This is a genomic window from Halopseudomonas sp. MFKK-1, from assembly GCF_027474385.1.
Lineage (GTDB): Bacteria > Pseudomonadota > Gammaproteobacteria > Pseudomonadales > Pseudomonadaceae > Halopseudomonas > Halopseudomonas aestusnigri.
Window position 1 is genome coordinate 2243512 of sequence record NZ_CP114836.1, and the last position, 25585, is coordinate 2269096.

The following is a 25585-nucleotide window of genomic DNA, read 5'->3' on the forward strand; positions in this document are numbered from 1 at the left end:
TCAGGCGGCTGAGGTCGCCGGGCCGCCGAGGCGGTTCATCAGGGTGCGCAGCAGCACGCCGTAAAGCGGCAGGAACAGCAGCATGCTGATGAGCAGTTTGATGGCATAGTCGACGGTAGCGATCTCGACCCAGTGCTCGGCCATGAACGGATTGCTGCTGTGCCAGAAGGCGACCGAGAAGAAGGCGAAGGTGTCTGCCAGGTTGCCCAGCACGGTCGACAGGCTTGGTGCGATCCACCAGGCCTTGATACGGCGCAGCCGGTCGAATACCTGGATGTCCAGCAACTGGCCGATCACGTAGGCAACGAAACTGGCCAGCGAAATGCGCAGCACGAAGTCATTGAACGACAGCAGTGCGTCGATGCCGCGGTAGCTGCCTTCCTGAAACACCACCGACACTACATAGGACGCAACCAGCGCCGGCAGCATGACGCGCGCAATAACGCGGCGCGCAGCCTGTTTGCCGAGCAGGCGAACGGTCAGATCGGTAGCCAGGAAAATGAACGGAAAGCTGAAGGCGCCCCAGGTGGTGTGGTAACCGAACAGGGTGATCGGCAACTGCACCAGGTAATTGCTGGCGATGATGATGGCAATGTGAAAACTGATCAGCAGTGCGAGCGCGCGGCGCTGCATGCCGGAGGTAAGTACGGTCATGGTCTGTCCTTTTTTACGATTCGAGTCTGCTGACTCGCCGTTTTGTCAGATGGGGTGAGGGAACCCATGTCGTTCGGGGTCGAACGGCGCGCAATTGTACCGGTTTTGCACGGATTGACCAGCGTATTCGCTGCATTCCGACCGGCGGAGCAAGCTCGCCGGCCGGGATCTGCTTACTTGGCAGCTTCGTACAGGCCCTGAACGCGGGGAGCAGCAGAGCGCAGTGTCTCAATACGGCCGGAGGAAGAGGGGTGGGTGCTCATGAATGCCGGTGGCTCGCCCTGCGATGCGGCCTGCATTTTTTGCCACAGAGTCACGGCAGCCTGCGGATCGTAGCCGGCGCGTGCGGCCAGCTCCAGGCCAATCAGATCGGCTTCGCTCTCGTTGGCTCGACTGTTCGGCAGCGTCAGGCCATATTGCACCGCCATCTGAGCAGCCTGACTTCCGCCTTCGCCCAGGCCCAGCAGGGCGCTGGCCAGTTGGGTGCCCATCTGGGTGGCATAGGCTCGAGAAATAGCCTCGCGGCCATGCTCGCGCAGGGCGTGGGCAATCTCGTGCCCCATGATCTGGGCTATTTCGGCATCGGTCAGTTGAAGGCGATCGATAATTCCCGAGTAGAACAGAATCTTGCCGCCGGGTGAGCAACTGGCATTGAGCTGGTCATCCTTGATCAGGTTGACTTCCCAGTCCCAGCTGCTGGCATCGGGGCGGAAGTGCGGGACCTGTGCGATCAGCTTGGCAGCGATACCATTGAGTCTGCGCACGGTGGCAGCGCTGGTATTCAGCAGCCCCTGCTTTTTGGCTTCAGCCAGGGTCTCGTTGTACGACTCGGCAGCCATCTGGTTGACCTGCTCGCTGGACAGGCCGCTCATCATATACTGGGTGCGGTTGACGCCGACGTTACCGCCTTGAGTGGTCTGCACGCTCTGACAGCCAACCAGCAGCACAACAGGCAGGAGAAGGGTGAATCGCAGTCGCATTGGGCTCTTCCTTGCAAAACGAAGTTGAAATTCGGCCGATGCTCCGCCTGGAAGCACCGGCCCCGCGTTATCGGTTGGCAGCGTCTTCGATGCTGTCGCCGACCTTCTGAATGTCCTTGCCCAGCCCTTCCATCGTGTTGCAGGCGCTCAGGCCGGCAAGACTGAACAGGACAGACAGCAGCAGTACCCGTGATCTCTTCATGCTCTATTCTCTCATCAGGCGTAAAATAATGTTGCAGGCCTCTGGGGAACAGCCCCGCGGGCATTCAACGGTGAAAGATTACGTTATTGGACCGGTATTTGGACAATTGTATGCAACGGGCTGCAGATTTTTATGCTGTGGCCGATATTACGGATGAACCGGTGTCCTGCGCCGCTCTGTCGTTCCCACGTCGAGGTATTTCATGAAATTCAGGTCAATTCAGCTTTCCATTACTGTGCTGGCAGGTGCCTGTCTGTTTATCGCTGTTGGCGTCATGACGCTTTACTCGGTTTATTCCGCCGAACGCAGTCAGGCGTTGGTGCAGGAACGGTCGCGGGTGTTGATCGATGATCTGGTCAGGGACCGCGTGATGGCGATAGCGGGTGGTGAACAGGCGCGTATTCGTCGCTATCTGGAGTATCCGCTGACGGTAGCCACGCAATTGGCGCAGCTCAACTCGATGTTGGGACAGATTCAGGATGACGGGATGCCGGCGTTGATGATGGGGCGCGAGGAAATGACCCGCGTAATCCGCATGACGCTGGAGCAAAGCCCGCAGCTGTGGGATGCCTACGTCGGCTGGGAGCCAAACTCGCTGGATAACCTGGACAGCTTTTTTGAGGGAGTTGAAACCGACGGCTACAACGGCACAGGGCGCTACATGCCCATGTGGTTCCGTAACGAAGATGGCAGCCTGTCGCTGGAAGCACTCGGCGATATGGAGAATGAAACCATCCTCGAAAACGGCGTGCGTACCGGCGAGTATTATCTTTGCCCCCGTGAAACGCTGAAGCCCTGTGTAGTTGACCCAGCCCCTTATGAGGTTGGCGGCAAGACAGTGTTGCTTGCCTCCTTTACTGTGCCGATCGTCAGCGACGGTGAGTTCATGGGTATCGCCGGTGCCGATCTGTCGATGGAGTTTCTGCAGCAGATGCTGCATGAGAGCAATCAGGATCTCTACGACGGCCAGGGCGAGCAGGCTCTGGTGAGTGCTTCCGGGCGGCTGGTTGCGTTCACGGGCGAGGGTGCCAAGCCGGGCGATCATGCCTCTTTGGTGCTTGATCAAATGGAAATGGACGCCATTACCGCTGTGGGCAGGTCCAACGAGCCGCTTTTTCAGATCGAGAGTGAAGGTGTGGATCATCTGCAGTTGATCATGCCGGTCACGCTGCCGGGCACAGATGTGCGTTGGTCGCTGCTTATCAAGTTACCGCTTGCGGTGGTCATGCAGGACTTCAATCAGCTCGATACCGAGCTGACTGACATGCGCCAACAGGATTCCATGCTTTTGACCGGCATCGGTCTGCTGGTTGCGCTGGCGGGTCTCGGTGTGATGGTGTTGCTGGCTTACGGTCTGGCCAAGCCCGCGCGCCAGCTGGTAGCCATGCTGGACGATATTGCCAAGGGCGAAGGCGATCTGACCAAGCGTCTCAATGTGGATCGGGCGGATGAGCTGGGTGATATCGCCCGGGGCTTCAATGCGTTTCTCGACAAGCTGCAGGGCATGATTCGTGAGGTTGTCGGTTCGGTTCAGCAGGTCACCGATGCCTCGGAACACACCGCCGACATCGCGCTGCGGACCAATGACGGGGTACAGCGTCAACTCAGCGAGATTGATCTGGTCGCGACGGCCGTGACAGAAATGACTGCGACCGCACAAGATGTTGCACGTAACGCCTCGCAGGCGGCCAGCGCGGCTCAAAATGCCGACGGTTCCGCTTCGCACGGACGTGAGGTGGTGCGGGCAACGTCCGAAACCATTCAGAACCTCTCGCAGGATATTCAGCGTGCGGTCGACAGCGTGCAGGCACTGGCACGCGACAGCGAAAATATCACCGGTATTCTGGACACCATTCGCGGTATTGCAGAACAAACCAACCTGCTGGCGCTGAATGCGGCCATCGAAGCGGCTCGCGCCGGTGAGCAGGGTCGCGGCTTTGCGGTGGTTGCCGATGAGGTTCGTAACCTGGCGCAGAAAACCCAGAGCTCGACCGAAGAAATTCAGCATATGATCGAGCAGCTGCAGAATGGAACCCGCGAGACCGTCAAGGTGATGGAGCAAAGCCGTGCCCGCACCGATCAGAGCGTACTGCAGGCGGAAGAGGCGGATGCAGCCTTGACCTCGATTACCCAGGCAGTATCAGTGATCAATGATATGAACAATCAGATCGCGAGTGCCGCCGAGGAGCAGAGTGCGGTTGCCGAGGATATCAATCGCAACGTCATGACCATCGACACGGTCGCCAAGGATGTGGCCAAGGGTGCCGATGAGGCCTCCCAGGCCAGTGCGTCACTGACCAAGCTGGCAGAGCATCAGCGCCGTCTGATCAATCAGTTCAAGGTTTGAGCCGGACCTGCGGGGCTGCAGCAATGCGGCCCCTGGGTAGCCGGGTTGCTGACTGCTGTGCTGACAGGGTAGGCCATCTCGATACGGCTGTCGGCATTCAGCAACAATGGCTGCAGGGCCGTCACCGCCGTGCTCTCGGCCAGCCATATGGCTTGCTCCGCGCTGTTCAGGGCTGCCGGCATACGGTCGCCAAGCCGGTTTGCCAGGCCTTTGGCAGGTACGGTGATCAGCGCGCAACTGTCCCAGTACTGACCGTCATCCAGCTGGTAGCGTTCCCAGATACCCGCCAGTGCCAGCCCGCCTTCCTTGCGCCGCAGATACCAGGGTTGCTTGCGTTGCCCCTGCTGCAGCCAGAGGAAATAGCCGTCGACGGGCAGGATGCAGCGCCGCTGGGCGAAGGCCTGCCGGAACATGGGTTTTTCGTGCAGGTATTCAGCCCGGGCCGAAAAGCTGGCCCGGCTGAGGTCCTTTAGCCAGCCCGGCGTCAGGTTCCACAGGACAGAGGCGCACTCCAGCTGGCCTGCTGTCTTGCGCAGAATCAGCAACGGTTTGCCAGGGGCAATATTCCACTGTGGCTTCCAGTCGTCGGGCATTGTGGTATGGGGCTGATTGAACTGGGCCAGGCGACCGCTCATGGCTGGGGTAGCTCGCTGTCTTCTTCGTTGATGGGGCTTGCCTGGAGATAGGCATGGATCAGCTCGGTACTGCGATCGACGTCTTCGTCTTCAACCCACAGGCCAAGCAGGTCATGCACTGGCAGATCGCCAATGGCCCCCTGCAGATAGCCGCCGCTGATGTGGCTGCGGATGTGATGGTCGGCCAGTACGGCGGTCAGCAAGCTGGCCTCCGCCATGTCGGCGGGACGGTAGATACGCTGCATGCTCAGTCCTGTTCGCGGCGCAGGTCGACGTGATAGTCGTCGCCTGCGTCGTCGATCCATAGGCTGACGTGGATCGGCTGGCAGCAGACCTGACAGTCCTCGGTATAGGATTGGGCTCCACCGCTCAGGTCAAGCAGCAGGGTGATGGGCTCGCCGCAGTGAGGGCAGACCAGATTCGCTTCTTCCAGTGCCTGCACCGTAAAGTCCCCGTACGTCTTGTATGTGACATGCAGTGTAGCTGCATCGTCAATCTGGCGAAACCACGGTGGGCAACGCATAATGCCCGGCTGACGACAAGACTCTGAGGGTGACATGAGCGAGTTCGAGGGCATTCGCCCCTACAACGATGCCGAAGTGCCAGCTGTGCTGGAGCGTCTGCTGTCTGATCAGGAACTGATGCGCATGCTGGCTGGCTACCGCTTCCCGCGCCTCAATCGCTGGCTACCGGGTGTTGCCCGGTCGCTGGTGCAACTGGCGCTCGGACGCGAGGCCCGTGGCGTCGAATCGGTTGATGATCTTCAGCACAGGCTGGAACCCTATCTGGATCGCCTGATAGAAAGCAGCACACTGGCTGTCACCTACAGTGGCCTGGATAACCTGCGCAGCGATCAGCCCCACCTGTTTATCGCCAATCATCGTGACATCGTGATGGATCCGGCGTTTGTCAATTATGCGCTTTACCACGCGGGGCACCCGACGCCACGTATTGCGATTGGAGATAATCTGCTGCAGCGGCCCTTCGTTGCCGATCTGATGCGCCTGAACAAGAGCTTTATCGTGCACCGCTCACTGACCGGTCGGCGCGAGAAGCTGCAGGCTTACCAGACCCTGTCTGCCTATATCAGCCACTCGATTGCCGAGGGGCAGTCGATCTGGATTGCTCAGGCGGAGGGGCGAGCGAAGGACGGTCTGGATGAAACCGATTCGGCGATCATCAAGATGTTCTGCATGAGCCGCAAGGCCGAAGCTGTTGCGGATGTGATTCGCTCGCTGAGCATGGTACCGGTATCGATTTCCTACGAATGGGATCCGTGTGACGGCATGAAAGCGCGCGAGCTGGAGCAGCGTGCGCATGCTGGCAGTTACAGCAAGGAGCCGGGCGAGGATGACCGCTCCATTGCCATTGGCCTGACGGGCTACAAGGGGCGGGTGCATGTGGCGTTTGGCAAGCCGCTGACGGAGGCCTTTGACGATGCCAGACAGGTAGCTGCGGCAGTGGATCGGCAGATTCTGGGTCAGTATCGCCTCTATCCGAGCAACTTTCTGGCATTTGAGCACTCAGGCGAACAGGTGCCAACGGCGCTGTCGAACTGGCGTACGGACTACACAGCCAGCGAGCTGGCGGCCGAGGAACAGCGTTTTGCAGCACGGTTGTCGGCGTTACCCGAGGCGCAGCGGCCATTCTGGCTGCTGCAGTACGCTAACCCGGTGCGCAGTCGCTTGCGGGTGATCGAGGAATCGGCCGGCGTCTGATCGAGGTCAGGTTCAGACGCGGGTGCTGACCAGACTGAGGAGCAGGGCCAGGCTGAGGCAGACGGTGCCGACGCTGTAGAACAGGCGATTGATGCGCTGATCGCGTTGCTGGCTGATGTCGGTTTCGCTGGGTGGCAGGGTCGCCAGGCGCTGGCGGCCGAGGCTGCTGCGCAGTTGGGTCGCAATCCACAGCCAGCTGCCATTGACGGCGAAGAACAGGGCCAGGCCGTTGAGGACCAGCGCCGGGTTTTCAAGGTAATACAACCAAGCTGCCTGCAGCGGGAACATGGCAGAACCTCCGGTGTCTCGGATTCGGGCAACCAGGTTCTATTGGCTTTTTTGTTGGTTACGACGAAACGCAAAAGGAATGTAACGACGCGCCGGAGTGGGCTCGTCTATTAATAAGCGCCGCAGATGTTATGCCAAGAGGCGATTAAATTCGACTCGATCTGTTCAAAATCCGATCAACGGTTACCACCTCCGGTGGTCGGTATTGCCTCTCTGCGAGACTGCGCGCACCCTTGTGAAACGGGCCTTGATGCAAGGCGGACCAATTGAGGTGACGATATGAAAAATCGGTATGTGGTGACTCTGATGCTCGGTGCCCTGCTGGCATTGGGCGGCTGTGCATCTTCGCTGAGCGGCGATGTTTACAGTCGGGATGATGCGCGGGCGCCGCAGACCGTGCGTATGGGGACAGTGGAATCGGTGCGTCTGGTGCAGATTGAAGGTACCAAGACCGTGATTGGCCCAGCCGCAGGGGCGGCCATCGGTGGTGTCGCCGGCAGCTCGGTGGGTGGCGGTCGTGGCAGCGCGATTGCCGCTATTGTCGGCGCAGTGGCTGGCGGCATGGCCGGTGCGGCAGCCGAGGAGGGGATTACCCGTACTCAGGGCGTGGAAATTATCGTTAACGAAGATGGTGGCTATACTCGTGCCTACGTTCAGGAAGTGGTTGAAGGGGTTAATTTTGCCCCGGGTGATCGCGTGCGCATCATGTCGGTGAATGGTCAGTCCCGGGTCGTCAAGTAACGCGCATGGAACCGGAATGGCAGCAGCCAGGGCGCTGCTGCCATAGCGTTGTTACGCATTTTGTAACGGATTCAGCTGCTTGCGTTGCTCGGCGATGGCAGCTTGCCCCTATAATGACGTGCGCCTCCTGACCATGCCCATTCCGTAGTTGCGGTATTGCTGGAACGGGAGCCGCAATGGCCATATAAGGAGTAAGTCCTGCATGACCCTGGCGCTGATCGTCATCCTCCCGCTGCTTGGCAGCCTGCTTCCACTGCTGTTCAAGAATCAAGGGCGTTCTCTTTGTGCCACGATGGCCATGGTTGCACCGGTCATCGGTCTGGCATTGCTCTGGCGGCATGCCGATGCGGTATTCGCCGGGCAAACTCTGATCCAGTCGCGGCCCTGGCTGAGCGAACTGGGGCTGAATATCAGTTTCCGGCTTGATGGCCTGAGTTTCCTGTTTGCCCTGATGATTCAGGGTATCGGCCTGCTGGTTATTCTCTACGCCCGCTACTACCTCTCCAAACACGACCCGATGGGCCGTTTCTTCTGTTATCTGCAGCTGTTCATGTCGGCCATGCTTGGCGTGGTGCTGTCCGAAAACCTGTTGCTGCTGATGGTGTTCTGGGAAATGACCAGCCTGTCATCCTTCCTGCTGATCGGCTATTGGTCGCACTCTACCGATGCGCGCAAGGGCGCGCGGATGGCGCTGGCTGTTACCGGCGCCGGTGGTCTGGCACTGTTGGCTGGTATTCTCCTGCTGGGCCAGATTGTCGGGAGTTACGAGCTGACGGATGTGTTTGCCGCTGGCGAGCAGATTCGTCAGCATGCCCTTTATCCGGTGATTCTGGTGCTGGTGCTGCTCGGGGTGTTTACCAAGTCGGCACAGTTTCCGTTCCACTTCTGGCTGCCGCACGCCATGGCGGCGCCAACGCCGGTGTCGGCGTATCTGCACTCGGCAACCATGGTCAAGGCAGGGGTGTTTCTGCTGGCGCGCCTCTATCCGGCACTCGCTGGCACCGATCTGTGGTTCTACATCGTCAGCAGCGCCGGTATGGCAACGCTGCTGGTGGGCGCTTGTACTGCGTTGTTCCAGCATGACCTCAAGGGGCTGCTGGCCTATTCGACAATCAGTCATCTGGGCCTGATCACCCTGCTGTTTGGTCTGGATACGCGGCTGGCAGCTGTCGCAGCGGTGTTTCATATCATCAACCACGCCACCTTCAAGGCCTCGCTGTTCATGGCCGCAGGGATTATCGATCACGAGACCGGTACCCGTGACATGCGGCGTATCAATGGCCTGCTGCGTTTCATGCCGCATACTGCGGTGCTGGCGATGGTGGCCGCCTCGGCGATGGCCGGTGTGCCGCTGCTCAACGGCTTTCTCAGCAAGGAGATGTTCTTCACCGAGACGCTGGAGCAGCACATGCTCGGTAACTGGAGCTGGCTGATTCCGCTGGGTGCGACCCTGGGCGGGGTGTTTTCGGTGGCCTATTCGCTGCGCTTCGTGCACGACGTGTTTTTCAACGGCAAGCCGGTGAATCTGCCCAAGTATCCGCCACACGAACCACCGCGCTATATGCGCGTGCCGGTCGAAATTCTGGTGGTGATGTGTCTGGCGGTCGGTCTGGCGCCGGGCTTTACGGTGGCGGGTCTGCTGGCGGTAGCGGCGGAGTCGACGGTGGGTAACGCCTTGCCGGAGTACAGTCTGGCGATCTGGCACGGCTTCAACCTGCCTCTGTTTATGAGCTTCGCGGCCATGGTGCTGGGAATTCTGGTCTATTCACTGCGTCGGCCGCTGTTCGACTGGTATGCCCGCCAGCGGGATGTGGATGCCAAGCTGGTATTTGAGGCGGCGGTGCAGCGTCTGGTGCGGGGCGCGGGTCAGATAACCCTGCTGCTGGAAAATGCCTCGCTGCAACGCTACCTCCTCTGCCTGTTGCTGGCCGCACTGGTGGTGACCGGTTTCTGGCTGATCCAGCTGCCGGCGCTGCGGGGGCCGGTTGCCATGACCCCCGTTGACGGCGTAACCCTGGCCGGGGCCGTGCTGACCATGTTGAGTGCGGTTGCTACCGCGTACTGGCATCGCCTGCGGCTGGTATCGCTGGTGACCCTCAGTGTGGTGGGGCTGGGCGTGGTGCTGGCATTTGCCCGCTTTGCCGCGCCGGATCTGGCGTTGACCCAGATCTCGGTCGAGGTGGTCACCATCGTCCTGCTGATGCTGGCGCTGTTCTTTTTGCCGGCGCGGACCCCACGTGAGTCCTCGGGCCTGCGCCGTGGCCGTGACCTGATTATCGCACTGCTTTGTGGCGCTCTGGTGGGCGCGCTTGCCTTCGCCATGCTCACCCGTCCCTACGACAGCATCGCCGACTTCTTCCTCGCCAACAGCGTGACGGGTGGCGGTGGCCACAATGTGGTGAACGTTATTCTGGTCGACTTCCGTGGCTTCGATACCATGGGTGAGATCACCGTGCTGGCGATCGCAGCCATCGCCATCTATGCGCTGATCGATGGTCTGCGTCTGCGGGTGCCCGGTGCAGACAGCCTCGGCAAGCCCTGGGCGCAGCGTGGTGACCTGCTGATGCTGGTTAATTTGTCGCACGTCCTGTTGCCGCTGGCGCTGATGATCTCGGTGTACATCTTCCTGCGCGGACACAACCTGCCGGGTGGCGGCTTTATTGCCGGCCTGATTACCGCGGTCGCGCTGATCCTGCAGTACGTCGCCAGCGGCGAGGCCTGGACTGCCCAGCGCTGGCCGGTTAACTACCACTGGCTGGCAGGCGCCGGGGTGCTGATCGCCGGTGCTACCGGGGTAGGGAGCTGGGCCTTTGGCTATCCGTTCCTGACCAGCAGCTTCGGGCATTTCCATATTCCGCTGGTCGGTGAGATCGAACTGGCGACCGCAATGCTGTTTGATCTTGGTGTGTATCTGACGGTCGTGGGCGCAACACTGCTGATTCTGGCAAACCTTGGCAAATTGCCGCAGTCGCGGGTAGTCGGAGGAGATTTCTGATGGAGCTGCTGTATGCCATTACCCTTGCAGTGCTGACCAGTTGCGGTGTCTACCTGATGTTGCGGGCGCGCACCTTTCCGGTGGTGGTCGGGCTGGCACTGCTGAGTTACGCGGTGAACCTGTATCTGTTTGCCACCGGTCGTCTCGGTGATGCAGCGCCGGCGGTGCTTGGCAAGGCAGAGGTGTACGCAGACCCCTTGCCGCAGGCGCTGGTGCTGACCGCAATCGTCATCGGCTTTGCCATGACGGCCTATGCGCTGGTGCTGGCGCTGCGGGCGCAGGGCGAGCTCGACAGCGACCACGTTGACGGCAAGGGGGACCATTGATGAGTCACCTGCCAATTTTGCCCGTACTGGTACCGATGTTTGCCGGTGCACTGTTGCTGGTGCTCGGCGCGAGCATGGACACCAAGCGGGCACTGTCACTGCTGGCGACCTTTCTGCAGATTCCGCTGGCGGCGATGCTGGTAGTCGAGGCCGGACAGGGTATCGGGGTCTACGCCCTCGGTAACTGGATGCCGCCGTTCGGTATCGTGCTGGTGGTCGACCGGCTGAGCGCCCTGTTGCTGCTGGTAACGGCAATACTTGCCGCCGCAGCCATTATCTATGCGGTGCGTGGTGACGATGCCGCCGGTCGCAATTTCCATCCGCTGTTCCAGTTTCAGCTGATGGGCATCAACGGCGCCTTTCTGACCGGCGATCTGTTCAACCTGTTCGTGTTCTTCGAGGTCCTGCTGATTTCCTCCTACGCGCTGCTGCTGCATGGCGCGGGGTCGGCTAGGGTGCGCTCCGGCCTGCATTATCTGCTGCTGAACCTGACCGGCTCGGCGCTGTTTCTGATAGCCGTCGGAACCCTGTACGGCGTGACCGGAACGCTCAACATGGCCGACATGGCGCTCAGGGTGCGTGAGCTTGATCCGGCAGATGCGCCTCTGGTCGGGGCGGCGGGTATGCTGCTGCTGGTGGTGTTCGGTTTGAAGACAGCGGTCTTTCCACTCTACTTCTGGTTGCCGCGTGCCTACGCGGCGGCGGGTGCACCGGTCGCCGCGCTGTTTGCGATCATGACCAAGGTGGGGCTGTACTCGATCCTGCGCGTGTATACGCTGATTTTCGGGGCCGATGCCGGCGAGCTGGCCAATATGGCGCTGTCCTGGCTTTGGCCGCTGGCTCTGGTAACCCTGTTGCTCGGTGCTATCGGTGCGCTGGCCGCCAGCACGCTGAGTTCGCTGACGGCCTATCTGGTCGTGGTATCGGTCGGCACCATGCTGGCAGGGCTGGCGATCGGGACGGCGGAGTCGCTGCAGGCGACTCTGTTCTACCTGATGCACTCGACCTGGATTACCGGCGCGCTGTTCCTGCTGACCGGTATCCTCCAGCGAGTACGCGGGCCGCGTTTCTCGGCAAGGCTGATTGCCGGGCCGCAATTACCGCATCCGATGCTGCTGGGAGGCGTGTTCTTCCTGATTGCCATGTCCATCGTTGGCTTGCCGCCGCTGTCCGGTTTCCTCGGCAAGCTGTTGCTGCTCGGCTCGGCAGGGCAGGGTGTCACTGCCGCCTGGCTTTACACCCTGGTGCTGGGTAGCGGACTACTCGGACTGGTTGCCTTGAGCCGGGCAGGCAGCACCCTGTTCTGGCGTCAATCCGATCAGGTCGCCACAGGTGAGCCGGTCGATGGCGCGCGCATGGGTGCCGTGCTTTTGCTGCTCGCGGCAAGCCCCGCGTTGGTGGTGATGGCCGGGCCGCTGTTGTCTTACCTGGCGCACACCGCAGAGCAACTGCTTATGCCGCAGTTGTATATCGACGCGGTATTGTCGCTGCAACCGATTGCCGGAGCCGCCCAATGAAGCGACCTGATCGCGTGTTTCCGCACCCCTGGCTCAGTGTGTCTCTGCTGATAGGCTGGCTGCTGCTGATGAACTCGGTATCGGTTGGCAACGTCATCATGGCGGCCGTGCTGGCCACCCTTATTCCCTGGTTGACCCATGTCTTCTGGCCGCGGTCACCGCATCGGCTGCGCTTTGGTCGTTTGCTTATTTTTGCCTGCCGGGTGCTCAGTGACATCGTGCTGGCGAACCTGCAGGTCGCCAGGCTGATTCTCGGCTCGCGCCGTCGACTGCGGCCAGCCTTCGTCCATTATCCGCTGCAGTTGCAGCAGGACTTTTCGATCAGCGTGCTGGCCAGCACCATCTCGCTGACGCCGGGCACGGTATCGGCCGATATCAGCCCTGATCGCAGCACCCTGCTGATTCACGGTCTGGATGTGGGCGACGAACAGGCGCTGATCGAACATATTCGTCAGCGCTATGAAGAACCCATTCGGGAGATTTTCGAATGCTCGACACCGTAGTTCTGCTCTGTCTGGGCATCATCTGCGCAGCGCTGCTGCTGACCTTTGCCCGTCTGATCAAGGGCCCGGATCTGCCGGACCGGATACTGGCGCTCGATACGCTGTATATCAACGCTATCGCGTTGATCATGCTGCTGGGTCTGTATCTGGACTCCAACCTGTTTTTCGAGGCCGCACTGCTGATCGCGGTCATGGGGTTTGTCAGTACAGTGGCCATCGCCAAGCATTTGCTGCGCGGCAATATCATCGAATAGGAGAGGGACATGAGTGACGCGAGCTGGGTTGAATGGCTGGTTGCCGCACTGCTGCTGATCGGCAGCGTATTTGCCCTTGTCGGCGCCATCGGCCTGTTCAAGCTGCCTGATTTCTTCATGCGCCTGCATGGCCCGACCAAGGCTTCGACCCTGGGTGTCGGGGCGCTGGTACTGGGATCCATGGTCTACTTCAGTGCCCAGAGCGGCAGCATCAGTCTGCATGAACTGTTGATTACCTTCTTTTTGTTCCTGACTGCGCCGGTCAGTGCCAATATGCTGGCCAAGGCTGCCATGCATGAAAAGCTGCGCCGCGAACCCCGCACCCGCGGGGAACCCTGGGAGCAGTAGGGGCACAGCATGCTGTGTCCGAAAGGCCTTTGGAGTATCTCGTAGCTGGATCGCTCCGGTCGATCTCGACTCCGGACGGCATGCCGCGCTCCACGCACGCGTCTTACCCCAACCTCTGCGTAGGGTCACGGCATGCCGTGACCGTGCCAATTCGCAGTGCTCCAGCAATCGCACGGACGCGACATGTCGCGTCCCTACGAGGTTGCCGCGGTCTTCAGCCGCGGCAGTCCGAAGACAATAGCCAGTACCGCCATTACACCCAACAGCCAGCAGTAGTGAACCTGGGTGATCAGCACCATCGGTGACAGCGCGGCCAGTGATCCGGCCAGCAGTATCTGGGCACCGTAGGGAATCAGACCCTGAATCACGCAGGAGAAGATATCCAGCAGACTGGCGCTGCGGCGCGGATCGACCTGGTAATGGCTGGCCAGATCCTTCGCTACGCTGCCGCTGATGATGATGGCGACGGTGTTGTTGGCTACAAACAGGTTGGTCAGACTGACCAATCCGGCGATCCCGGTTTCTCCACTGCGACGGCCCGCAGAGCGTGAGGTCAGCGCCTGAATGCGCTCGCGCAGCCAGTCCAGTCCGCCTTCCTGCTTCATGATGGCCGACAGGCCGCCAATCAGCATCGACAAAATGGTGATTTCCAGCATCCCGGCGAAGCCCTGGTAAATGTCGTTGCCGTAGCTGGCCAGTGCGTAGTCGGGCTTGATCAGCATACCGGTCACACCGGAGAGAATAACGCCAGTCATCAGCACGATCATCACGTCCAGACCGCAGAGTGCCAGCACCAGCACGCTCAGGTAGGGCACGACCAGCCAGGGATTGAAGTCTTCTGCTGCGGCGGCGCCGTGGGCGTCACCGACAATAAACAGCACCACCAGGGTGACTGCCATCGCCGGCAGGGCAATAATCAGGTTCAGGCGGAACTTGTCGCGCATGCCGACGCCCTGGGTGCGGGTAGCTGCGATAGTGGTGTCGGAGATGATCGACAGGTTGTCCCCGGCCATGGCGCCACCAATCACGGCGCCTACGGCCAGCGGAATCGACAGGCCAGTGGCCTCGGCAAAACCAAGTGCGATGGGGACCAGCGCGCCGATGGTGCCCATTGAGGTGCCCATGGCAGTGGAAATGAACACGGCAATCATGAACAGGCCGGGCAGGATCAGGCTGGGCGGCAAGATGCTCAGGCCCATGTTGACGGTTGCATCAACGCCGCCGATCGCCTTGGTGACACTGGAAAACGCGCCGGCCAGCAGGAATACCAGCGCCATGGTGATGATGTTGCGATCACCGATACCGTCGATAAAGGTCTGCAGATTCTCGCGGTAGCTGGGCTTGGCCAGCAGCAGGCCCAGGATAATGGCAGGCAGGATCGCGACGGGTGCCTTGATCTGGTAGAAGGCGAAGTCGGTCCCTGCGAGGCTGTAATAGATGCCGCTGCCGAGGAAGATCAGCAGGAACAGCAACAGGGGCAACAGGGCGCTCGCCCGGGGTTGTACGGGTGTAGGCATTGGGTGGTCTCTGACAGCAAAGGGAGTACGTCGGGCTATCCGACGTTAGCCGGCCAGTTTAGCAGAGGAATCCGACCTGCAGGGCACAGGTGGTCGGGAGTGGGCGGGCCGCAGCGGCCCGCCCGGATCGGATTCAGGGCGCCAGGGCAACGCTGGAGGCAGGGATCCGCGGGGTTATATTGATGACCACACGGCGGTTTTGCTCGCGACCGGCGGCGGTGGCGTTGTCGGCCCGCGGGTCGGCCTCGCCGAGGCTGATCAGCTCCATGTTGTTGCGGCTGACGCCGCCGAGCTGCAGTACGCTGGCTACCGCCTGTGCGCGTTCCAGGCTAAGGCGCTGGTTGATGGTGTCGTCGCCCACGCTGTCGCTGTAGCCGGTCACCTGGATGTGACTGTCGGTGGCGCCGCGCAACAGCTTCGCGACCCGCGACAGTGGAACCAGGCCGGAGGGCAGCAGCAGGGTGCGCTTGGGGTGGAAGTTGCCATTGACCGGAATGATCAGGCGCACATTGTCACCCTCGTGCTCAAGTTCGTAGCGCTCCTCGGCGGCGATGGCGCGCAGTTCGTCGAGGTGCAGGTGAGTCCAGGGGGTAACCGGCTTTGGTGCAGGAGGTGGCGGTGGAGTCGCTTTGGTGCTTGAGCAGGCGGTCAGCAGGAGCAGAACACTTCCAAGTGAAATGGCAGAAAGCAGCTTCATTGTTATCTATCCACACGCGGGTCGGGAACCAAATGCGCTTGCGCGTATCGCAAGCGGGTTGATGTGGCACAGATTACCACTGGCTTGCTGGTTTGTGATCTCCCGTATGTCATGATTCAGACCTGAGTCCGCTTAACGCAAAGGAGTTCACAGATTGAGTCCGATTCGCTGGGGTAGGGCGGCGCTGCTGGCGCCACTGCTTTTGAGTGGCTGTAGCGTGATGCAGGGTTTCTGGAGTGGCGAGCCGCAGCGCGTCAGTGGCTTGCTGGAGCGCACCACCGATGGCTTCGTGCTGCGTGAGTGCGGGAGTGAGCGGGTCATGGCATTGACAGAGTCGCAGATGCTGGACGGGATTTATCAATTGGCCAGTCAGCCGGGGCAGATCGCCATCTTCACCGATCTGATAGGTGAGATTGACCGGCATGGCCGGCTGCACCCGGAGCAGGTGCTGCGAATGCAGTCGCACGGACGTGGTTGCAGTGATGACAGCGCGGACTCCGCGCAGTGGGTCGCATTGGGCTATCAACCTGCCTGGCAGGCCTGGCTGTCGCCAGCAGGGCTGGTGCGATCTGATGGAAATCTGACTTATCCGGCGCGCTCGGTGGTGATTGAACAGTTGCCGGTCGGCGCGCTGAATGCAGCCACGCCGTCGGATCATCAGGTCGAGCTGTGGTTGTATCCGCAGGCCTGTCAGGATCCGGTTACCGGTGATTACTTTCACCTGCGGGCAACACTGACGGTCAATGGCGAGCAGCAGCGCGGATGCGGCTATCAGGGGGCGATCATCGCGCCCTGATAGCCTGCGGAGTGAGCTGGCCGAGATCAGCCGCCGAGGTAGGCCTTGCGCACATCCGGATTGGCCAGCAGCGCCTCGCCGGTGTCTTCCAGCACGATATGGCCGTGCTCCATCACGTAGCCACGGTCCGCCAGTTTGAGCGCCTGGTTGGCGTTCTGTTCAACCAGGAAGACGGTGACACCCTGTTGGCGCAGTTGCTCGATGATATCGAAGATCTGCTGAATGATGATCGGTGCCAGGCCCAGTGACGGCTCATCCAGCAGCAACAGCCGCGGTTTGCTCATCAGTGCCCGGCCGATCGCCAGCATTTGTTGCTCGCCGCCGGACATGGTGCCGGCCCGTTGCTGGTAACGTTCCTTCAGCCGCGGGAACAGCGTCAGCACGGTATCGAGCTGCACCTGACGTGTCTCCTTGTCGCTGAAAAAGGCGCCCATGCTGAGGTTTTCCTCAACCGTCAGGCGCGAGAACACGCGGCGCCCTTCCGGCACGATGGCAATATCCTTGCGCATGATTTCGGCTGTGGTCATGCCGGTCAGCTCGTCGCCTTCGTAGCGAATGCTGCCGGTGGTGGCTCGCGGGTCGCCGCACAGGGTCATCAGCAGGGTGGTCTTGCCGGCGCCGTTGGCGCCGATCAGGGTAACGATTTCGCCGCGACGCACCTCAAGGTTGACGTCATGCAGCGCCTGAATCTTCCCGTAGTGGGTCGACACGTTCTTCATATACAGCATGCGGTGCTTTCCCTCAGGTCTCGCCAAGATAGGCTTTGATGACGTCTGGATTCTGCTTGATCTCATCCGGGGTGCCGGCGGCCAGCGGGCGGCCCTGGTTGATCACGACGATGTGGTCGGAGATGCTCATCACCAGCTTCATGTCGTGCTCGATCAGCAGCACAGTGATCTGGTGCTCATCGCGCAGCTCGCTGATCAGTGCCTTGAGATCGTCGGTTTCCTTCGGGTTCAGACCCGCTGCGGGCTCATCCAGCATCAGCAGTTTGGGCTGTGTCACCATGCAACGGGCGATCTCCAGACGGCGCTGCTGACCATAGGCCAGGGTGTTGGCCGGGCGGTTGGCAAACTCGCGCAGCTCGACTCGATCCAGCCAGTAGGCGGCGCGCTCCATCGCTTCCTGCTCGCTGCGGCGATAGCCCGGTGTCTTGAACAGGCCGGCCAGCAGGTTGGTGTTCATATGCTGGTGCTGCGCTACCAGCAGGTTTTCCACCACGGTCATTTCCTTGAACAGGCGCACATGCTGGAAGGTGCGGATCATGCCGCGTCGGGCAACCTTGAAGCCGGGCATGCCCTGGATTTCACGGCCATCGAACACGATCTTGCCGCCACTCGGTTTGTAGAAACCGGTCAGGCAGTTGAACACGGTGGTCTTGCCGGCCCCGTTGGGGCCGATCATCGACACGATCTGACCGGGCTGTACGCTGAGGTGAACGCCGTCAACGGCCAGCAGGCCGCCGAAGCGCATGGTCAGGCCCGATACATCCAGAAGGGGGCGGCTCATGTACGTAACTCCATGTGCGGACGGCTCATCGGCAGCAGACCCTGGGGACGCCAGACCATCATCAGGACCATCATCAGGCCGAACAGCAGCATGCGGTATTCATCAAATTCGCGGGCCATCTCCGGCAGGATGGTCATGATGATCGCCGCCAGAATGACGCCGATCTGTGACCCCATGCCACCCAGCACCACGATGGCGAGGATGATGGCGGACTCGATGAAAGTGAACGACTCCGGGCTGATAAAGCCCTGGCGCGCAGCGAAGAAGCAGCCGGCAAAACCGGCGAAGCTGGCGCCGATGGTGAAGGCGCCGAGTTTGACGGCGGTCGGGTTGATGCCCAGTGCGCGGCAGGCGATCTCGTCTTCGCGCAGGGCTTCCCAGGCGCGACCGATCGGCATGCGCAGCAGGCGGTTGATCACGAACAGGGTGATCAGTACCAGCAGCAGTGCCAGCAGGTAGAGGAAGATTACCCGGTGCTCGGAGTTGTAGCTGATGCCGACAAACTCATGAAAGCTCTGCATGCCCTCGCTGGCACGGCGGCTGAATTCCAGGCCAAACAGGGTGGGCTTGGGAATGCCGCCGATACCGTTCGGGCCGTTGGTCAGCCAGGTCATGTTGTTCAGCAGGATGCGGATGATCTCGCCAAAACCCAGCGTCACAATGGCCAGATAGTCGCCGCGCAGGCGCAGCACCGGGAACCCCAGCAGAAAGCCGAACAGGGCCGCCAGGCAACCGGCGATGACCAGGCCGGTCCAGAAGCCGACATCGAAATACATCGCCATCAGTGCGTAGCCGTAGGCGCCAACCGCGTAGAAGCCGACGTAGCCCAGATCCAGCAGACCGGCCAGACCCACAACGATGTTCAGGCCCAGGCCCAGCATCACGTAGATCAGCACCAGGGTGCCCAGGTCCGTGCCGCCGCGGTTGGAGAGGAACGGCCAGAGGATCGCTGCGGCGATCATGAAGCACCAGAACAGCCGCCGCAGTGCGGGCTTGTCGCCGAGGCTGGTCAGCTTCGGCGGCGCCTTCGGCAGTCCTGGCAGGCCCTTCCAGAGGGCGCTGAGTTGATCGCGGAACAGGTTGAAGAAAAACAGGAAGGCGGCTGCTGCCGCGATCTTCCAGTACACGTCCGGGCCGGCACCGACCAGACCGAGGGTAGTACCCTGCTGATCTAGGCGCACGCCCAGCAACAGGCCGGTGAGGATGGCAACCACAACGGCTGAGATCACCGCCGGTTTCAGGTTCGAACGGATCATACCTTCTCCACCTCCGGACGACCGAGGATGCCACTGGGACGGAACAGCAGAATCAGGATCAGCAGACCGAAAGCGACCACATCCTTGTATTCGGTGCTGAAGTAGCCGGCGGTAATGGCCTCGGTGACGCCCAGCAGCAGACCGCCGAGGACAGCCCCCGGGATACTGCCGATACCGCCCAGAACCGCTGCGGTGAACGCCTTGAGACCGGCCATGAAGCCGATGTAGGGATTGATCACGCCGTAGTACATGCCCAGCAGTACGCCGGCAACGGCAGCCAGCGCGGCGCCGATGACGAAGGTCAGGGCGATGACGGCATTGGTGTTGATCCCCAGCAGGTTGGTCATCTTCAGATCCTCGGCGCAGGCGCGACAGGCGCGGCCCATGCGTGAGCGGGAGATGAACAGGGTGAGCAGGGTCATGGTGATCAGGGTGACTACAAAGATAATCATCTGCATGTAGGACAGGGTGGCGTGGAATCCGTCCTGCGGGCCGATATCAATGCCACCGCTGATCATGGTCGGCATGGCAATGTCGCGCGAGCCCTGGGCGATACGCACCAGATTCTGCAGGAAGATCGACATGCCGATAGCGGAAATCAGCGGAATCAGGCGGTTGCCGCCGCGCAATGGGCGGTAGGCGACGCGCTCGATGCTGTAGCCGTAGGCGCTGGTCACCATCATGCTGATGGCAAACGCAGCGACAATCATCACCGGCACCGACTCGATACCGAACATGGCCAGCGCGGCGATGACGATAAAGGCGATATAGCTGCCGATCATGTACACCTCGCCATGGGCGAAGTTGATCATGCCGATGATGCCGTAGACCATGGTGTAGCCGATGGCGATCAGGGCGTAGGTGCTGCCGACGGTCAGACCGTTGAGCAGCTGTTGGATAAGGTAGTAAAGGGACTCTGGCATGGCCATGACACCGAAAGGGCAAGGGAAACAGTGCAGGTCCGCACAGCTGTGCGTTCGACAATAAAAAGCGGGCCTGCCAACGTATGGTTGAACAGGCCCGTTGCGGGTCGATTACTCGGTCAGTGCGGTCTTGCTGGCGTCAGCGTGCCACTCATAGACGACGAAGTTGAAGTTCTTCAGGTCGCCCTTTTCATCGAAGCTGAGAGTGCCGGTGGGGGTTTCGAAGCTGTTGCTGCGCAGTGCTTCGGCGACGGCTTCGGTGTCGGTGCTGTCGGCGATCTTGATGCCGTCGGCAATGACCTGAACGGCGGCATAGGCCGGGAATACGAACGGACCTGACGGGTCCTCGTTCTTGGCCTTGAACGCCTCGACCAGATGGGCGTTCTTGGGATCCTGGTCAAAGGCTTTGGGCAGGGTAACCAGCAGGCCTTCGGAGGATTCGCCGGCGATGGCGGAGATGTCTGTGTTGCCAACCCCTTCCGGACCCATGAAGCGAACATCCAGGCCCTGCTCGCCAGCCTGACGCAGGATCAGGCCCAGTTCGGGGTGGTAGCCGCCGTAGTAGACGAAATCGACACCGGCCTGGCGCAACTTGGCGATCAGCGCGGAGAAGTCCTTGTCGCCAGCGGTAATACCTTCAAAGACCGGCACCTCAACATCGTTGGCCAGCAGCACGTCCCGTACGGCGGTGGCGATACCTTCACCATACTGCTGCTTGTCGTGGATGACGGCGACTTTCTGCGGTTTGATCTGCTCGACGATAAAGTTGCCGGCGGTCGGGCCCTGCAGGCTGTCCAGACCGATGGTACGGAACACCATCTGGTAGCCGCGGTCGGTGATGTCCGGGCTGGTGGAGGCCGCGGTGATCATCAGGATGCCTTCTTCCTCGTAGATGTCGGAAGCGGGCTGGGTAGAGCTGGAGCAGAGGTGGCCGACAACAAAGCTGATACCCTCGTTGACAATCCGGTTGGCGACCGCAACGGCCTGTTTGGGATCGCACGCATCGTCAAATACCACACCTTCCAGCTGGGCACCGTTGACGCCGCCTGCCTGGTTGATCTGCTCAATGGCCATTTTGGCGCCGATGAACTGCATGTCGCCGTACTGGGCGACGGGGCCGGTAACCGGACCGGCCAGGGCGATCTTGATGGTGTCCGCTGCGACTGCACAGGTGCTGGCGCCAGCCAGCGCCGCGGCGGCGATCATCCGGGAAAGTGCTTTCTTGTGTGCCATTTTCATGTCATCTGCTCACTTGTGTTGTTATGCCGAAAAGGGGTGTTACGCCAGTGATGTCGTGCTGCCGGAACATCGGTTCGGAACTGTACCGGCGCAGTTTAGCAATCGTCCTGCAGGCAATGGAATCTGGGGTGTGCAAAAAATAAACCGATGTCCGCAAACTGAAATATTCTGTCTGTATGGCGACATCTCCGCTCTTAGAATAGTCATTTTTGGCGTATTTGCCCCATCAGGGCGGGCAGCAGACTTGCGTTCACGTCTCAGCTCATTAGTATTCAGCGGCTGAAACCATAGGGAGCGCGAGCAATTATGACGGTATCGGATGAGGCCTACGCGGCCATTCTCGGCGCGACAGCGCAGATCGAGTGGAAAGTGCTGGAGCCGCATTTTGCCCGTGGCGACCTGCTTGCGGTTGATGCGGCACTGGATCTGGTTCAGGTTGCGGCGGCGATGATGGATGACAACAGCGAAGCCATCAAGGGCTGGATGGATGCCGGACAGCTGCAGGTTGCGACCGACAGCTGCGCCGCTGATTGGGCCGAACGCAACCCGGATACGCTTTGGGCCGTGGTGATCCGGCCCTGGGTGCTGGTGCAGGAGCGGACTGGCTGAGCGTTGGACGCTGCGGCCACGACATGTCGTGGCCCTGTGTCAATGGCGCGTTGGCACAGGTACAGGCGCCGACCACACCGAGAGGCAGGGACGCGACATGTCGCGTCCGAGCGGCCCCGGTCTTACCGTCTAACCCAATCTTGCCCGCAACCAGCCGCTGAGGGCATCGACCAGCAGCACCATCGCCAGCATGGCGATGATGACACTGGATGCCTTGGACTGCTGGAACAGACTGAGGGTGACGTGCAGCATCTGGCCCAGACCGCCGGCACCGACAAAGCCAAGCACAGCCGCCATGCGGATGTTGTTTTCCCAGCGATACAACGTATAGGACAGCCACTGCGGCAACACGCCCGGCAGCGTTCCATAGAGGAAGGCAACAATGCGTCCGGCTCCCGCCTCGCGCAGCGCGGTCGCAGGCGCGGTCGGGGTGTTCTCCAGCGCCTCGGCAAACAGGCGGCCCAGCACGCCGGTGGTGTGCAGCGCCAGTGCCAGGGTGCCGGCAAAGGGGCCGAGCCCGGCGGCCAGCACCATCAAGGCTGCCCAGACCAGCTCCGGTACCGAGCGTAGCGCATTGAGCAACAGGCGACAGAGGCTGCGCGCAAGAGTGCCCATTCGCCCGGCCGCCAGCAGACTCAGGGCGGCGCCGAACAGTGCAGCCAGCAGCGTCCCGATCGCCGAGATGGCCAGTGTCTCCAATGCGCCTTGCCAAAGCTTGGCCAGCCAGGCCGGGCTGGTGTTGGGTGGGAAGAACGCCGCCACATAGCGGGCCATCTGCTCGCGACCATCCACGGTAACCAGAGAACTGAAATCCAGTTGCAGCCAGATAAATGACGCGGCGACCGCGGCGCAAAGGAGCGTCAGGGTCAGTGCGTTGAGCAGCGTACGCTTCATGCCAGCCTCCGGCGCAGGTAAAGGCTGATCTGGTCTGCAACCAGCACCAGCAGCAGGAAGGTCAGCAGGATGCTCACCACCTCGCCACCGGCAAACATGCGAATCGACAGGTCAATCATCTGGCCCAGTCCGCCGGCACCGACAAAACCCATTACCACCGAGGCCCGCACTGCACACTCCCAGCGGTACAGGCTATAGGATGTCAGCTCCTGTGCTGCATTTGGCAGCAGACCATAAAAGAAGGCGGCGATGCGCGAGCTACCGCTCTGCAGCAGTGCCCGAGCGGGGGCCTGATCCACCGACTCGAGTATCTCGGCGTAGACCTTGCCGAGCATGCCGCTGTAGGTAATGGCAATGGCCAGTACGCCGGCGGTTGGGCCCAGGCCTACGGCCCGCACGAACAGCAATGCCCAAACGATCTCGGGAATGCTGCGCAGTACGATCAGCAGCATCCGCACCGGGTAGCGCAGCAGCCGGCCGAGCCAGTGCGCTCGCCCGCTCAGCAGGGTGGAAACCGACAGCGCCCGGGTGGCTGCCAGAGCCGCGGGGATTGCCAGAATCAGTGCCAGTGCCATGCCGGCTGTGGCCATGGCGAGGGTTTCCAGCGTCGCACGAGCCAGCAGATGCAGAAATTCGGCGTCGCTGGCCGGTGGCCAGAAGCCGCTCAGGAAGCGGCCCATGGTGTTCAGGTTGTCACCGCTGAACAGATTCTGGGGACGAAACTCGGTCAGTTGCAGGCCCGGCCACAGGAGTAGAAGCAGTATCGCGGTCAGCAGGGCGCGGGGCAGGGCGGCCGGGTCGCGCTCGCGCCAGTGGGTTGAAGGCCTGTTCACAGACAACGGACCGGCCGGGCAATTGCCGGATTGGCAGGCTCGGACTGGCGGGCGGTCAGGCTTTCGTTGGCATACAGCGCCGTCAGGTCCTGCTCGCTGACCTCGCCTGCCGGCTTGTCAAACAGGATTCGGCCTGCGCGCAACCCGAGAATCCGCGGGAAGTGCTTGAGCGCGAGATCGACCGCATGCAGGCTGGCCACCAGCGGCAGCTGTCGTTCACGGGCTACTTCACCCAGCAGACTCAGGGTGTGGTCGGCCAGTACCGGATCCATCGCCGAAACCGGCTCGTCGGCCAGCAGCAGGTCCGGACGCTGGTACAGCGTGCGGGCAATCCCGACCCGCTGCTGCTGCCCACCTGATAGCTGGTCGCACCGGTCAAACAGGCGGTCGCCGAGATCCAGCCGAGCCAGCTCCTGTCGAGCACCCGGGATATCCAGCGGGTAGCACAACGAAACCAGTGCGCGGGCGAGTGACCACTGGCCCAGGCGGCCGGCGAGCACCGCAGTGACGACGCGCTGGCGCGGCGGCAACGGCGGGCTCTGGTGGATCAGACCGATACGGCTGCGCAGTCGGCGCAGGTCGCCGGAACCCAGCCGGGCAGGCTGGCGGTTCAGCAGACTCAGTTCGCCACTGCTGGGCAACAGGCTGGTCGCCAACAGGCGCAGCAAGGTCGTCTTGCCCGCGCCGGAGGGTCCGATGATGGCAACCTGCTCACCCGGGTTCAGGGTCAGGTCAATGCCGTGCAGTGCGGTCTGGCCGTTGGGGTGAACATAGTCCACCCCGGACAGCCGGATACTCACTCCAGCAGACCCGCGGAGCGGGCGGCCTCTTCAATGCCGATGTAGTTTTCGGCGCTGGTCGGCACAAAGCGCGAGGCTCGTTGCAGGTCAAGGATCGCCTTATGCGCCGGGTTGGCCGGGTCCAGCGCCAGGAAGGCCGCACGGATGCGCTCGACCAGTTCAGGCTCCAGGTCGCCACGCACGGTCCAGTTGTAGTCGTAGTAGGTTGGCGTTGTGGTGTAGACGCGCACCTTGCTGGTGTCGACCTTGTTCTCTTCCAGCAGCTTTTCCCAGACCGAGGAGTTCAGCACGCCGGCGTCGACCTTGCCGGATTCGACCCAGGCGACAGTGGCGTCATGGGCGCCGGAGAAACCGACACGGCTGAAAAAGGTGTCAGGATCGATGCCGTCCTGCTGCAGGAAGTAGCGGGGCATCAGGTGCCCGGAGGTCGAGGACACCGAGCCGAAGGCGAAGCTCTTGCCCTTGAGGTCAGCGTGGCTGTTTACCTGTGGGTCGGCGGTGATGAAGGTGCTGGTAAACACTTCATCCTGCTCGCGCTGAACCAGCGGGATGGCGTTGCCGGTGCGCAGCTTGGCCTGAACGAAGGTAAAACCTCCCAGCCACGCCATATCCAGACGCTTGGCACCAAGCGCTTCAACCACGCCGGCATAATCGGAGACCGGCTGGAATACGACTGGAATACCCAGCTGTTCCTGTAGGTATTGACCGAGAGGTTCGAACTTGCGCAGCAGCTCGGTGGGCGCCTCATCCGGGATGGCGGAGACACGAAGCTCAGTTGTTTCAGCACTGACAGCGGCAGAGAACAGGGTAGCGACAGACAGGCAAAGGCCTGCCAGCAGCGCGGCGGGGCGACGACGTGGGAACATGTTTTTCTCCGGTTCAATAGCGGATTACTCGTGCCGAGCGTTGTTGGCCCGGTACGGCGTGTGCGAAGTGTAGTGAAAAAATGCAGCGAGGCGAAGTGCTGCCGTGCTGTGCTCCCATTCTGTCTGGCATCCATTACA

The 25585-nt window shown here is 61.3% G+C and carries 29 protein-coding genes; 11 read left to right on the forward strand and 18 right to left on the reverse strand.

Going from position 1 to position 25585, the window contains the following annotated elements; all coding sequences use genetic code 11:
- The 3 genes from O5O48_RS10470 to O5O48_RS10480 all read right to left on the reverse strand — a co-directional run bounded on the left by O5O48_RS10470 (window position 1) and on the right by O5O48_RS10480 (window position 1836).
- On the reverse strand, window positions 1-654 hold the full coding sequence (locus O5O48_RS10470; RefSeq protein WP_228245313.1) for a 7-cyano-7-deazaguanine/7-aminomethyl-7-deazaguanine transporter: 654 nt from the start codon (window positions 652-654) through the stop codon (window positions 1-3).
- Between the two features lie 173 nt (window positions 655-827).
- Window positions 828-1634, reverse strand: a complete 807-nt coding sequence (locus tag O5O48_RS10475) for a M48 family metallopeptidase (RefSeq protein WP_228245315.1) — start codon at window positions 1632-1634, stop codon at window positions 828-830.
- Window positions 1635-1701: 67 nt separating this feature from the next.
- Window positions 1702-1836: an entericidin A/B family lipoprotein gene (locus tag O5O48_RS10480; protein ID WP_088273524.1), complete on the reverse strand. Its 135-nt coding sequence runs from the start codon at window positions 1834-1836 to the stop codon at window positions 1702-1704.
- A gap of 202 nt (window positions 1837-2038) precedes the next feature.
- On the opposite strand from O5O48_RS10480, the gene O5O48_RS10485 reads away from it, so the two are divergent.
- The gene (locus O5O48_RS10485; RefSeq protein ID WP_269686960.1) at window positions 2039-4183 is read left to right on the forward strand and encodes a methyl-accepting chemotaxis protein; all 2145 of its coding nucleotides are present in this window, start codon (window positions 2039-2041) and stop codon (window positions 4181-4183) included.
- Here the strand turns inward: O5O48_RS10485 and O5O48_RS10490 are convergent.
- Genes O5O48_RS10490 through O5O48_RS10500 form a run of 3 tightly spaced genes read right to left on the reverse strand, consistent with a single transcriptional unit; the run spans window position 4168 to window position 5260 of the window.
- On the reverse strand, window positions 4168-4818 hold the full coding sequence (locus O5O48_RS10490; protein WP_233048289.1) for an SOS response-associated peptidase: 651 nt from the start codon (window positions 4816-4818) through the stop codon (window positions 4168-4170). The two genes, O5O48_RS10485 and O5O48_RS10490, sit on opposite strands and share 16 nt — an antisense overlap.
- Window positions 4815-5063, reverse strand: coding sequence for a putative signal transducing protein (locus O5O48_RS10495; protein WP_228245321.1), 249 nt, complete (start codon window positions 5061-5063; stop codon window positions 4815-4817). Before O5O48_RS10495 ends, O5O48_RS10490 begins: the two co-directional genes overlap by 4 nt.
- Window positions 5064-5065: 2 nt before the next feature.
- Window positions 5066-5260 (reverse strand): CPXCG motif-containing cysteine-rich protein, encoded by a 195-nt coding sequence (locus tag O5O48_RS10500; RefSeq protein WP_200818393.1) that lies wholly within the window; start codon window positions 5258-5260, stop codon window positions 5066-5068.
- A gap of 115 nt (window positions 5261-5375) precedes the next feature.
- Here O5O48_RS10500 and O5O48_RS10505 point away from each other — a divergent pair, with 115 nt between their 5' ends.
- Window positions 5376-6536: a 1-acyl-sn-glycerol-3-phosphate acyltransferase gene (locus tag O5O48_RS10505; RefSeq protein WP_269686961.1), complete on the forward strand. Its 1161-nt coding sequence runs from the start codon at window positions 5376-5378 to the stop codon at window positions 6534-6536.
- A gap of 12 nt (window positions 6537-6548) precedes the next feature.
- On the opposite strand, the gene O5O48_RS10510 is transcribed toward O5O48_RS10505, so the two are convergent.
- On the reverse strand, window positions 6549-6824 hold the full coding sequence (locus tag O5O48_RS10510; RefSeq protein ID WP_233048287.1) for a hypothetical protein: 276 nt from the start codon (window positions 6822-6824) through the stop codon (window positions 6549-6551).
- Window positions 6825-7103: 279 nt separating this feature from the next.
- On the opposite strand from O5O48_RS10510, the gene O5O48_RS10515 reads away from it, so the two are divergent.
- The 7 genes from O5O48_RS10515 (at window position 7104) to O5O48_RS10545 (ending at window position 13508) form a co-directional block, all read left to right on the forward strand.
- A complete protein-coding gene (locus tag O5O48_RS10515; RefSeq protein ID WP_228245329.1) occupies window positions 7104-7565 on the forward strand; it encodes a glycine zipper domain-containing protein in 462 nt (153 codons plus the stop codon).
- A 202-nt stretch (window positions 7566-7767) separates the two neighbouring features.
- The gene (locus O5O48_RS10520; protein ID WP_269686962.1) at window positions 7768-10560 is read left to right on the forward strand and encodes a monovalent cation/H+ antiporter subunit A; all 2793 of its coding nucleotides are present in this window, start codon (window positions 7768-7770) and stop codon (window positions 10558-10560) included.
- Window positions 10560-10886, forward strand: a complete 327-nt coding sequence (locus O5O48_RS10525) for a Na+/H+ antiporter subunit C (protein WP_228245333.1) — start codon at window positions 10560-10562, stop codon at window positions 10884-10886. Before O5O48_RS10520 ends, O5O48_RS10525 begins: the two co-directional genes overlap by 1 nt.
- Window positions 10886-12403, forward strand: a complete 1518-nt coding sequence (locus tag O5O48_RS10530) for a monovalent cation/H+ antiporter subunit D (RefSeq protein ID WP_269686963.1) — start codon at window positions 10886-10888, stop codon at window positions 12401-12403. Before O5O48_RS10525 ends, O5O48_RS10530 begins: the two co-directional genes overlap by 1 nt.
- Window positions 12400-12906 carry a Na+/H+ antiporter subunit E gene (locus O5O48_RS10535; RefSeq protein ID WP_088273535.1) on the forward strand — a complete coding sequence of 169 codons (507 nt, stop codon included), beginning with the start codon at window positions 12400-12402 and terminating at the stop codon, window positions 12904-12906. The genes O5O48_RS10530 and O5O48_RS10535 overlap by 4 nt, the downstream gene beginning before the upstream one ends.
- Complete coding sequence (locus O5O48_RS10540; RefSeq protein WP_088273536.1) at window positions 12891-13160, forward strand: K+/H+ antiporter subunit F; 270 nt, start codon at window positions 12891-12893, stop codon at window positions 13158-13160. Before O5O48_RS10535 ends, O5O48_RS10540 begins: the two co-directional genes overlap by 16 nt.
- Window positions 13161-13169: 9 nt before the next feature.
- A complete protein-coding gene (locus O5O48_RS10545; RefSeq protein ID WP_088273537.1) occupies window positions 13170-13508 on the forward strand; it encodes a Na+/H+ antiporter subunit G in 339 nt (112 codons plus the stop codon).
- 194 nt (window positions 13509-13702) lie between these two features.
- Here O5O48_RS10545 and O5O48_RS10550 read toward each other — a convergent pair whose 3' ends face one another.
- Complete coding sequence (locus tag O5O48_RS10550) at window positions 13703-15025, reverse strand: Na+/H+ antiporter NhaC family protein (RefSeq protein ID WP_269686964.1); 1323 nt, start codon at window positions 15023-15025, stop codon at window positions 13703-13705.
- A gap of 133 nt (window positions 15026-15158) precedes the next feature.
- Entirely contained in the window at window positions 15159-15722 is a 564-nt protein-coding gene (locus O5O48_RS10555; RefSeq protein WP_088273539.1) for an OmpA family protein, read from the reverse strand.
- A gap of 154 nt (window positions 15723-15876) precedes the next feature.
- Between O5O48_RS10555 and O5O48_RS10560 the strand changes: the two genes are divergently transcribed.
- Window positions 15877-16518, forward strand: a complete 642-nt coding sequence (locus tag O5O48_RS10560) for a hypothetical protein (protein ID WP_269686965.1) — start codon at window positions 15877-15879, stop codon at window positions 16516-16518.
- Window positions 16519-16544: 26 nt separating this feature from the next.
- On the opposite strand, the gene O5O48_RS10565 is transcribed toward O5O48_RS10560, so the two are convergent.
- The 5 genes from O5O48_RS10565 to O5O48_RS10585 all read right to left on the reverse strand — a co-directional run bounded on the left by O5O48_RS10565 (window position 16545) and on the right by O5O48_RS10585 (window position 21445).
- Window positions 16545-17246 carry an ABC transporter ATP-binding protein gene (locus O5O48_RS10565; RefSeq protein WP_228247199.1) on the reverse strand — a complete coding sequence of 234 codons (702 nt, stop codon included), beginning with the start codon at window positions 17244-17246 and terminating at the stop codon, window positions 16545-16547.
- 13 nt (window positions 17247-17259) lie between these two features.
- A complete protein-coding gene (gene livG / locus O5O48_RS10570) occupies window positions 17260-18027 on the reverse strand; it encodes a high-affinity branched-chain amino acid ABC transporter ATP-binding protein LivG (protein WP_088273542.1) in 768 nt (255 codons plus the stop codon).
- Window positions 18024-19280: a high-affinity branched-chain amino acid ABC transporter permease LivM gene (locus tag O5O48_RS10575; protein ID WP_269688689.1), complete on the reverse strand. Its 1257-nt coding sequence runs from the start codon at window positions 19278-19280 to the stop codon at window positions 18024-18026. The genes livG and O5O48_RS10575 overlap by 4 nt, the downstream gene beginning before the upstream one ends.
- On the reverse strand, window positions 19280-20206 hold the full coding sequence (livH, locus tag O5O48_RS10580) for a high-affinity branched-chain amino acid ABC transporter permease LivH (RefSeq protein ID WP_228247201.1): 927 nt from the start codon (window positions 20204-20206) through the stop codon (window positions 19280-19282). Before livH ends, O5O48_RS10575 begins: the two co-directional genes overlap by 1 nt.
- A 111-nt stretch (window positions 20207-20317) precedes the next feature.
- Window positions 20318-21445, reverse strand: a complete 1128-nt coding sequence (locus tag O5O48_RS10585) for a branched-chain amino acid ABC transporter substrate-binding protein (RefSeq protein ID WP_088273543.1) — start codon at window positions 21443-21445, stop codon at window positions 20318-20320.
- Window positions 21446-21751: 306 nt separating this feature from the next.
- On the opposite strand from O5O48_RS10585, the gene O5O48_RS10590 reads away from it, so the two are divergent.
- A complete protein-coding gene (locus tag O5O48_RS10590) occupies window positions 21752-22054 on the forward strand; it encodes a DUF2288 domain-containing protein (protein WP_269686966.1) in 303 nt (100 codons plus the stop codon).
- Window positions 22055-22183: 129 nt separating this feature from the next.
- On the opposite strand, the gene phnE is transcribed toward O5O48_RS10590, so the two are convergent.
- From phnE to O5O48_RS10610, 4 genes are read right to left on the reverse strand one after another with little or no spacing between them, the layout of a single operon-like run.
- Window positions 22184-22948: a phosphonate ABC transporter, permease protein PhnE gene (phnE, locus tag O5O48_RS10595; RefSeq protein ID WP_269686967.1), complete on the reverse strand. Its 765-nt coding sequence runs from the start codon at window positions 22946-22948 to the stop codon at window positions 22184-22186.
- Entirely contained in the window at window positions 22945-23781 is an 837-nt protein-coding gene (locus O5O48_RS10600; RefSeq protein WP_088273545.1) for a PhnE/PtxC family ABC transporter permease, read from the reverse strand. The genes phnE and O5O48_RS10600 overlap by 4 nt, the downstream gene beginning before the upstream one ends.
- Window positions 23778-24581, reverse strand: a complete 804-nt coding sequence (locus tag O5O48_RS10605; RefSeq protein WP_269686968.1) for a phosphonate ABC transporter ATP-binding protein — start codon at window positions 24579-24581, stop codon at window positions 23778-23780. The genes O5O48_RS10600 and O5O48_RS10605 overlap by 4 nt, the downstream gene beginning before the upstream one ends.
- Window positions 24578-25447, reverse strand: a complete 870-nt coding sequence (locus O5O48_RS10610) for a putative selenate ABC transporter substrate-binding protein (RefSeq protein ID WP_269686969.1) — start codon at window positions 25445-25447, stop codon at window positions 24578-24580. The genes O5O48_RS10605 and O5O48_RS10610 overlap by 4 nt, the downstream gene beginning before the upstream one ends.
- Window positions 25448-25585 lie beyond the last annotated feature (138 nt).

Bases quoted from the DNA above. Each gene is read 5' to 3' on its own strand.
- O5O48_RS10470 (WP_228245313.1), bottom strand. From the start codon at position 654: ATGACCGTACTTACCTCCGGCATGCAGCGCCGCGCGCTCGCACTGCTG.
- O5O48_RS10475 (WP_228245315.1), bottom strand. From the start codon at position 1,634: ATGCGACTGCGATTCACCCTTCTCCTGCCTGTTGTGCTGCTGGTTGGC.
- O5O48_RS10480 (WP_088273524.1), bottom strand. From the start codon at position 1,836: ATGAAGAGATCACGGGTACTGCTGCTGTCTGTCCTGTTCAGTCTTGCC.
- O5O48_RS10485 (WP_269686960.1), top strand. From the start codon at position 2,039: ATGAAATTCAGGTCAATTCAGCTTTCCATTACTGTGCTGGCAGGTGCC.
- O5O48_RS10490 (WP_233048289.1), bottom strand. From the start codon at position 4,818: ATGAGCGGTCGCCTGGCCCAGTTCAATCAGCCCCATACCACAATGCCC.
- O5O48_RS10495 (WP_228245321.1), bottom strand. From the start codon at position 5,063: ATGCAGCGTATCTACCGTCCCGCCGACATGGCGGAGGCCAGCTTGCTG.
- O5O48_RS10505 (WP_269686961.1), top strand. From the start codon at position 5,376: ATGAGCGAGTTCGAGGGCATTCGCCCCTACAACGATGCCGAAGTGCCA.
- O5O48_RS10510 (WP_233048287.1), bottom strand. From the start codon at position 6,824: ATGTTCCCGCTGCAGGCAGCTTGGTTGTATTACCTTGAAAACCCGGCG.
- O5O48_RS10515 (WP_228245329.1), top strand. From the start codon at position 7,104: ATGAAAAATCGGTATGTGGTGACTCTGATGCTCGGTGCCCTGCTGGCA.
- O5O48_RS10520 (WP_269686962.1), top strand. From the start codon at position 7,768: ATGACCCTGGCGCTGATCGTCATCCTCCCGCTGCTTGGCAGCCTGCTT.
- O5O48_RS10525 (WP_228245333.1), top strand. From the start codon at position 10,560: ATGGAGCTGCTGTATGCCATTACCCTTGCAGTGCTGACCAGTTGCGGT.
- O5O48_RS10530 (WP_269686963.1), top strand. From the start codon at position 10,886: ATGAGTCACCTGCCAATTTTGCCCGTACTGGTACCGATGTTTGCCGGT.
- O5O48_RS10535 (WP_088273535.1), top strand. From the start codon at position 12,400: ATGAAGCGACCTGATCGCGTGTTTCCGCACCCCTGGCTCAGTGTGTCT.
- O5O48_RS10540 (WP_088273536.1), top strand. From the start codon at position 12,891: ATGCTCGACACCGTAGTTCTGCTCTGTCTGGGCATCATCTGCGCAGCG.
- O5O48_RS10545 (WP_088273537.1), top strand. From the start codon at position 13,170: ATGAGTGACGCGAGCTGGGTTGAATGGCTGGTTGCCGCACTGCTGCTG.
- O5O48_RS10550 (WP_269686964.1), bottom strand. From the start codon at position 15,025: ATGCCTACACCCGTACAACCCCGGGCGAGCGCCCTGTTGCCCCTGTTG.
- O5O48_RS10555 (WP_088273539.1), bottom strand. From the start codon at position 15,722: ATGAAGCTGCTTTCTGCCATTTCACTTGGAAGTGTTCTGCTCCTGCTG.
- O5O48_RS10565 (WP_228247199.1), bottom strand. From the start codon at position 17,246: ATGCTGTATATGAAGAACGTGTCGACCCACTACGGGAAGATTCAGGCG.
- livG (WP_088273542.1), bottom strand. From the start codon at position 18,027: ATGAGCCGCCCCCTTCTGGATGTATCGGGCCTGACCATGCGCTTCGGC.
- livH (WP_228247201.1), bottom strand. From the start codon at position 20,206: ATGCCAGAGTCCCTTTACTACCTTATCCAACAGCTGCTCAACGGTCTG.
- O5O48_RS10585 (WP_088273543.1), bottom strand. From the start codon at position 21,445: ATGAAAATGGCACACAAGAAAGCACTTTCCCGGATGATCGCCGCCGCG.
- O5O48_RS10590 (WP_269686966.1), top strand. From the start codon at position 21,752: ATGACGGTATCGGATGAGGCCTACGCGGCCATTCTCGGCGCGACAGCG.
- phnE (WP_269686967.1), bottom strand. From the start codon at position 22,948: ATGAAGCGTACGCTGCTCAACGCACTGACCCTGACGCTCCTTTGCGCC.
- O5O48_RS10610 (WP_269686969.1), bottom strand. From the start codon at position 25,447: ATGTTCCCACGTCGTCGCCCCGCCGCGCTGCTGGCAGGCCTTTGCCTG.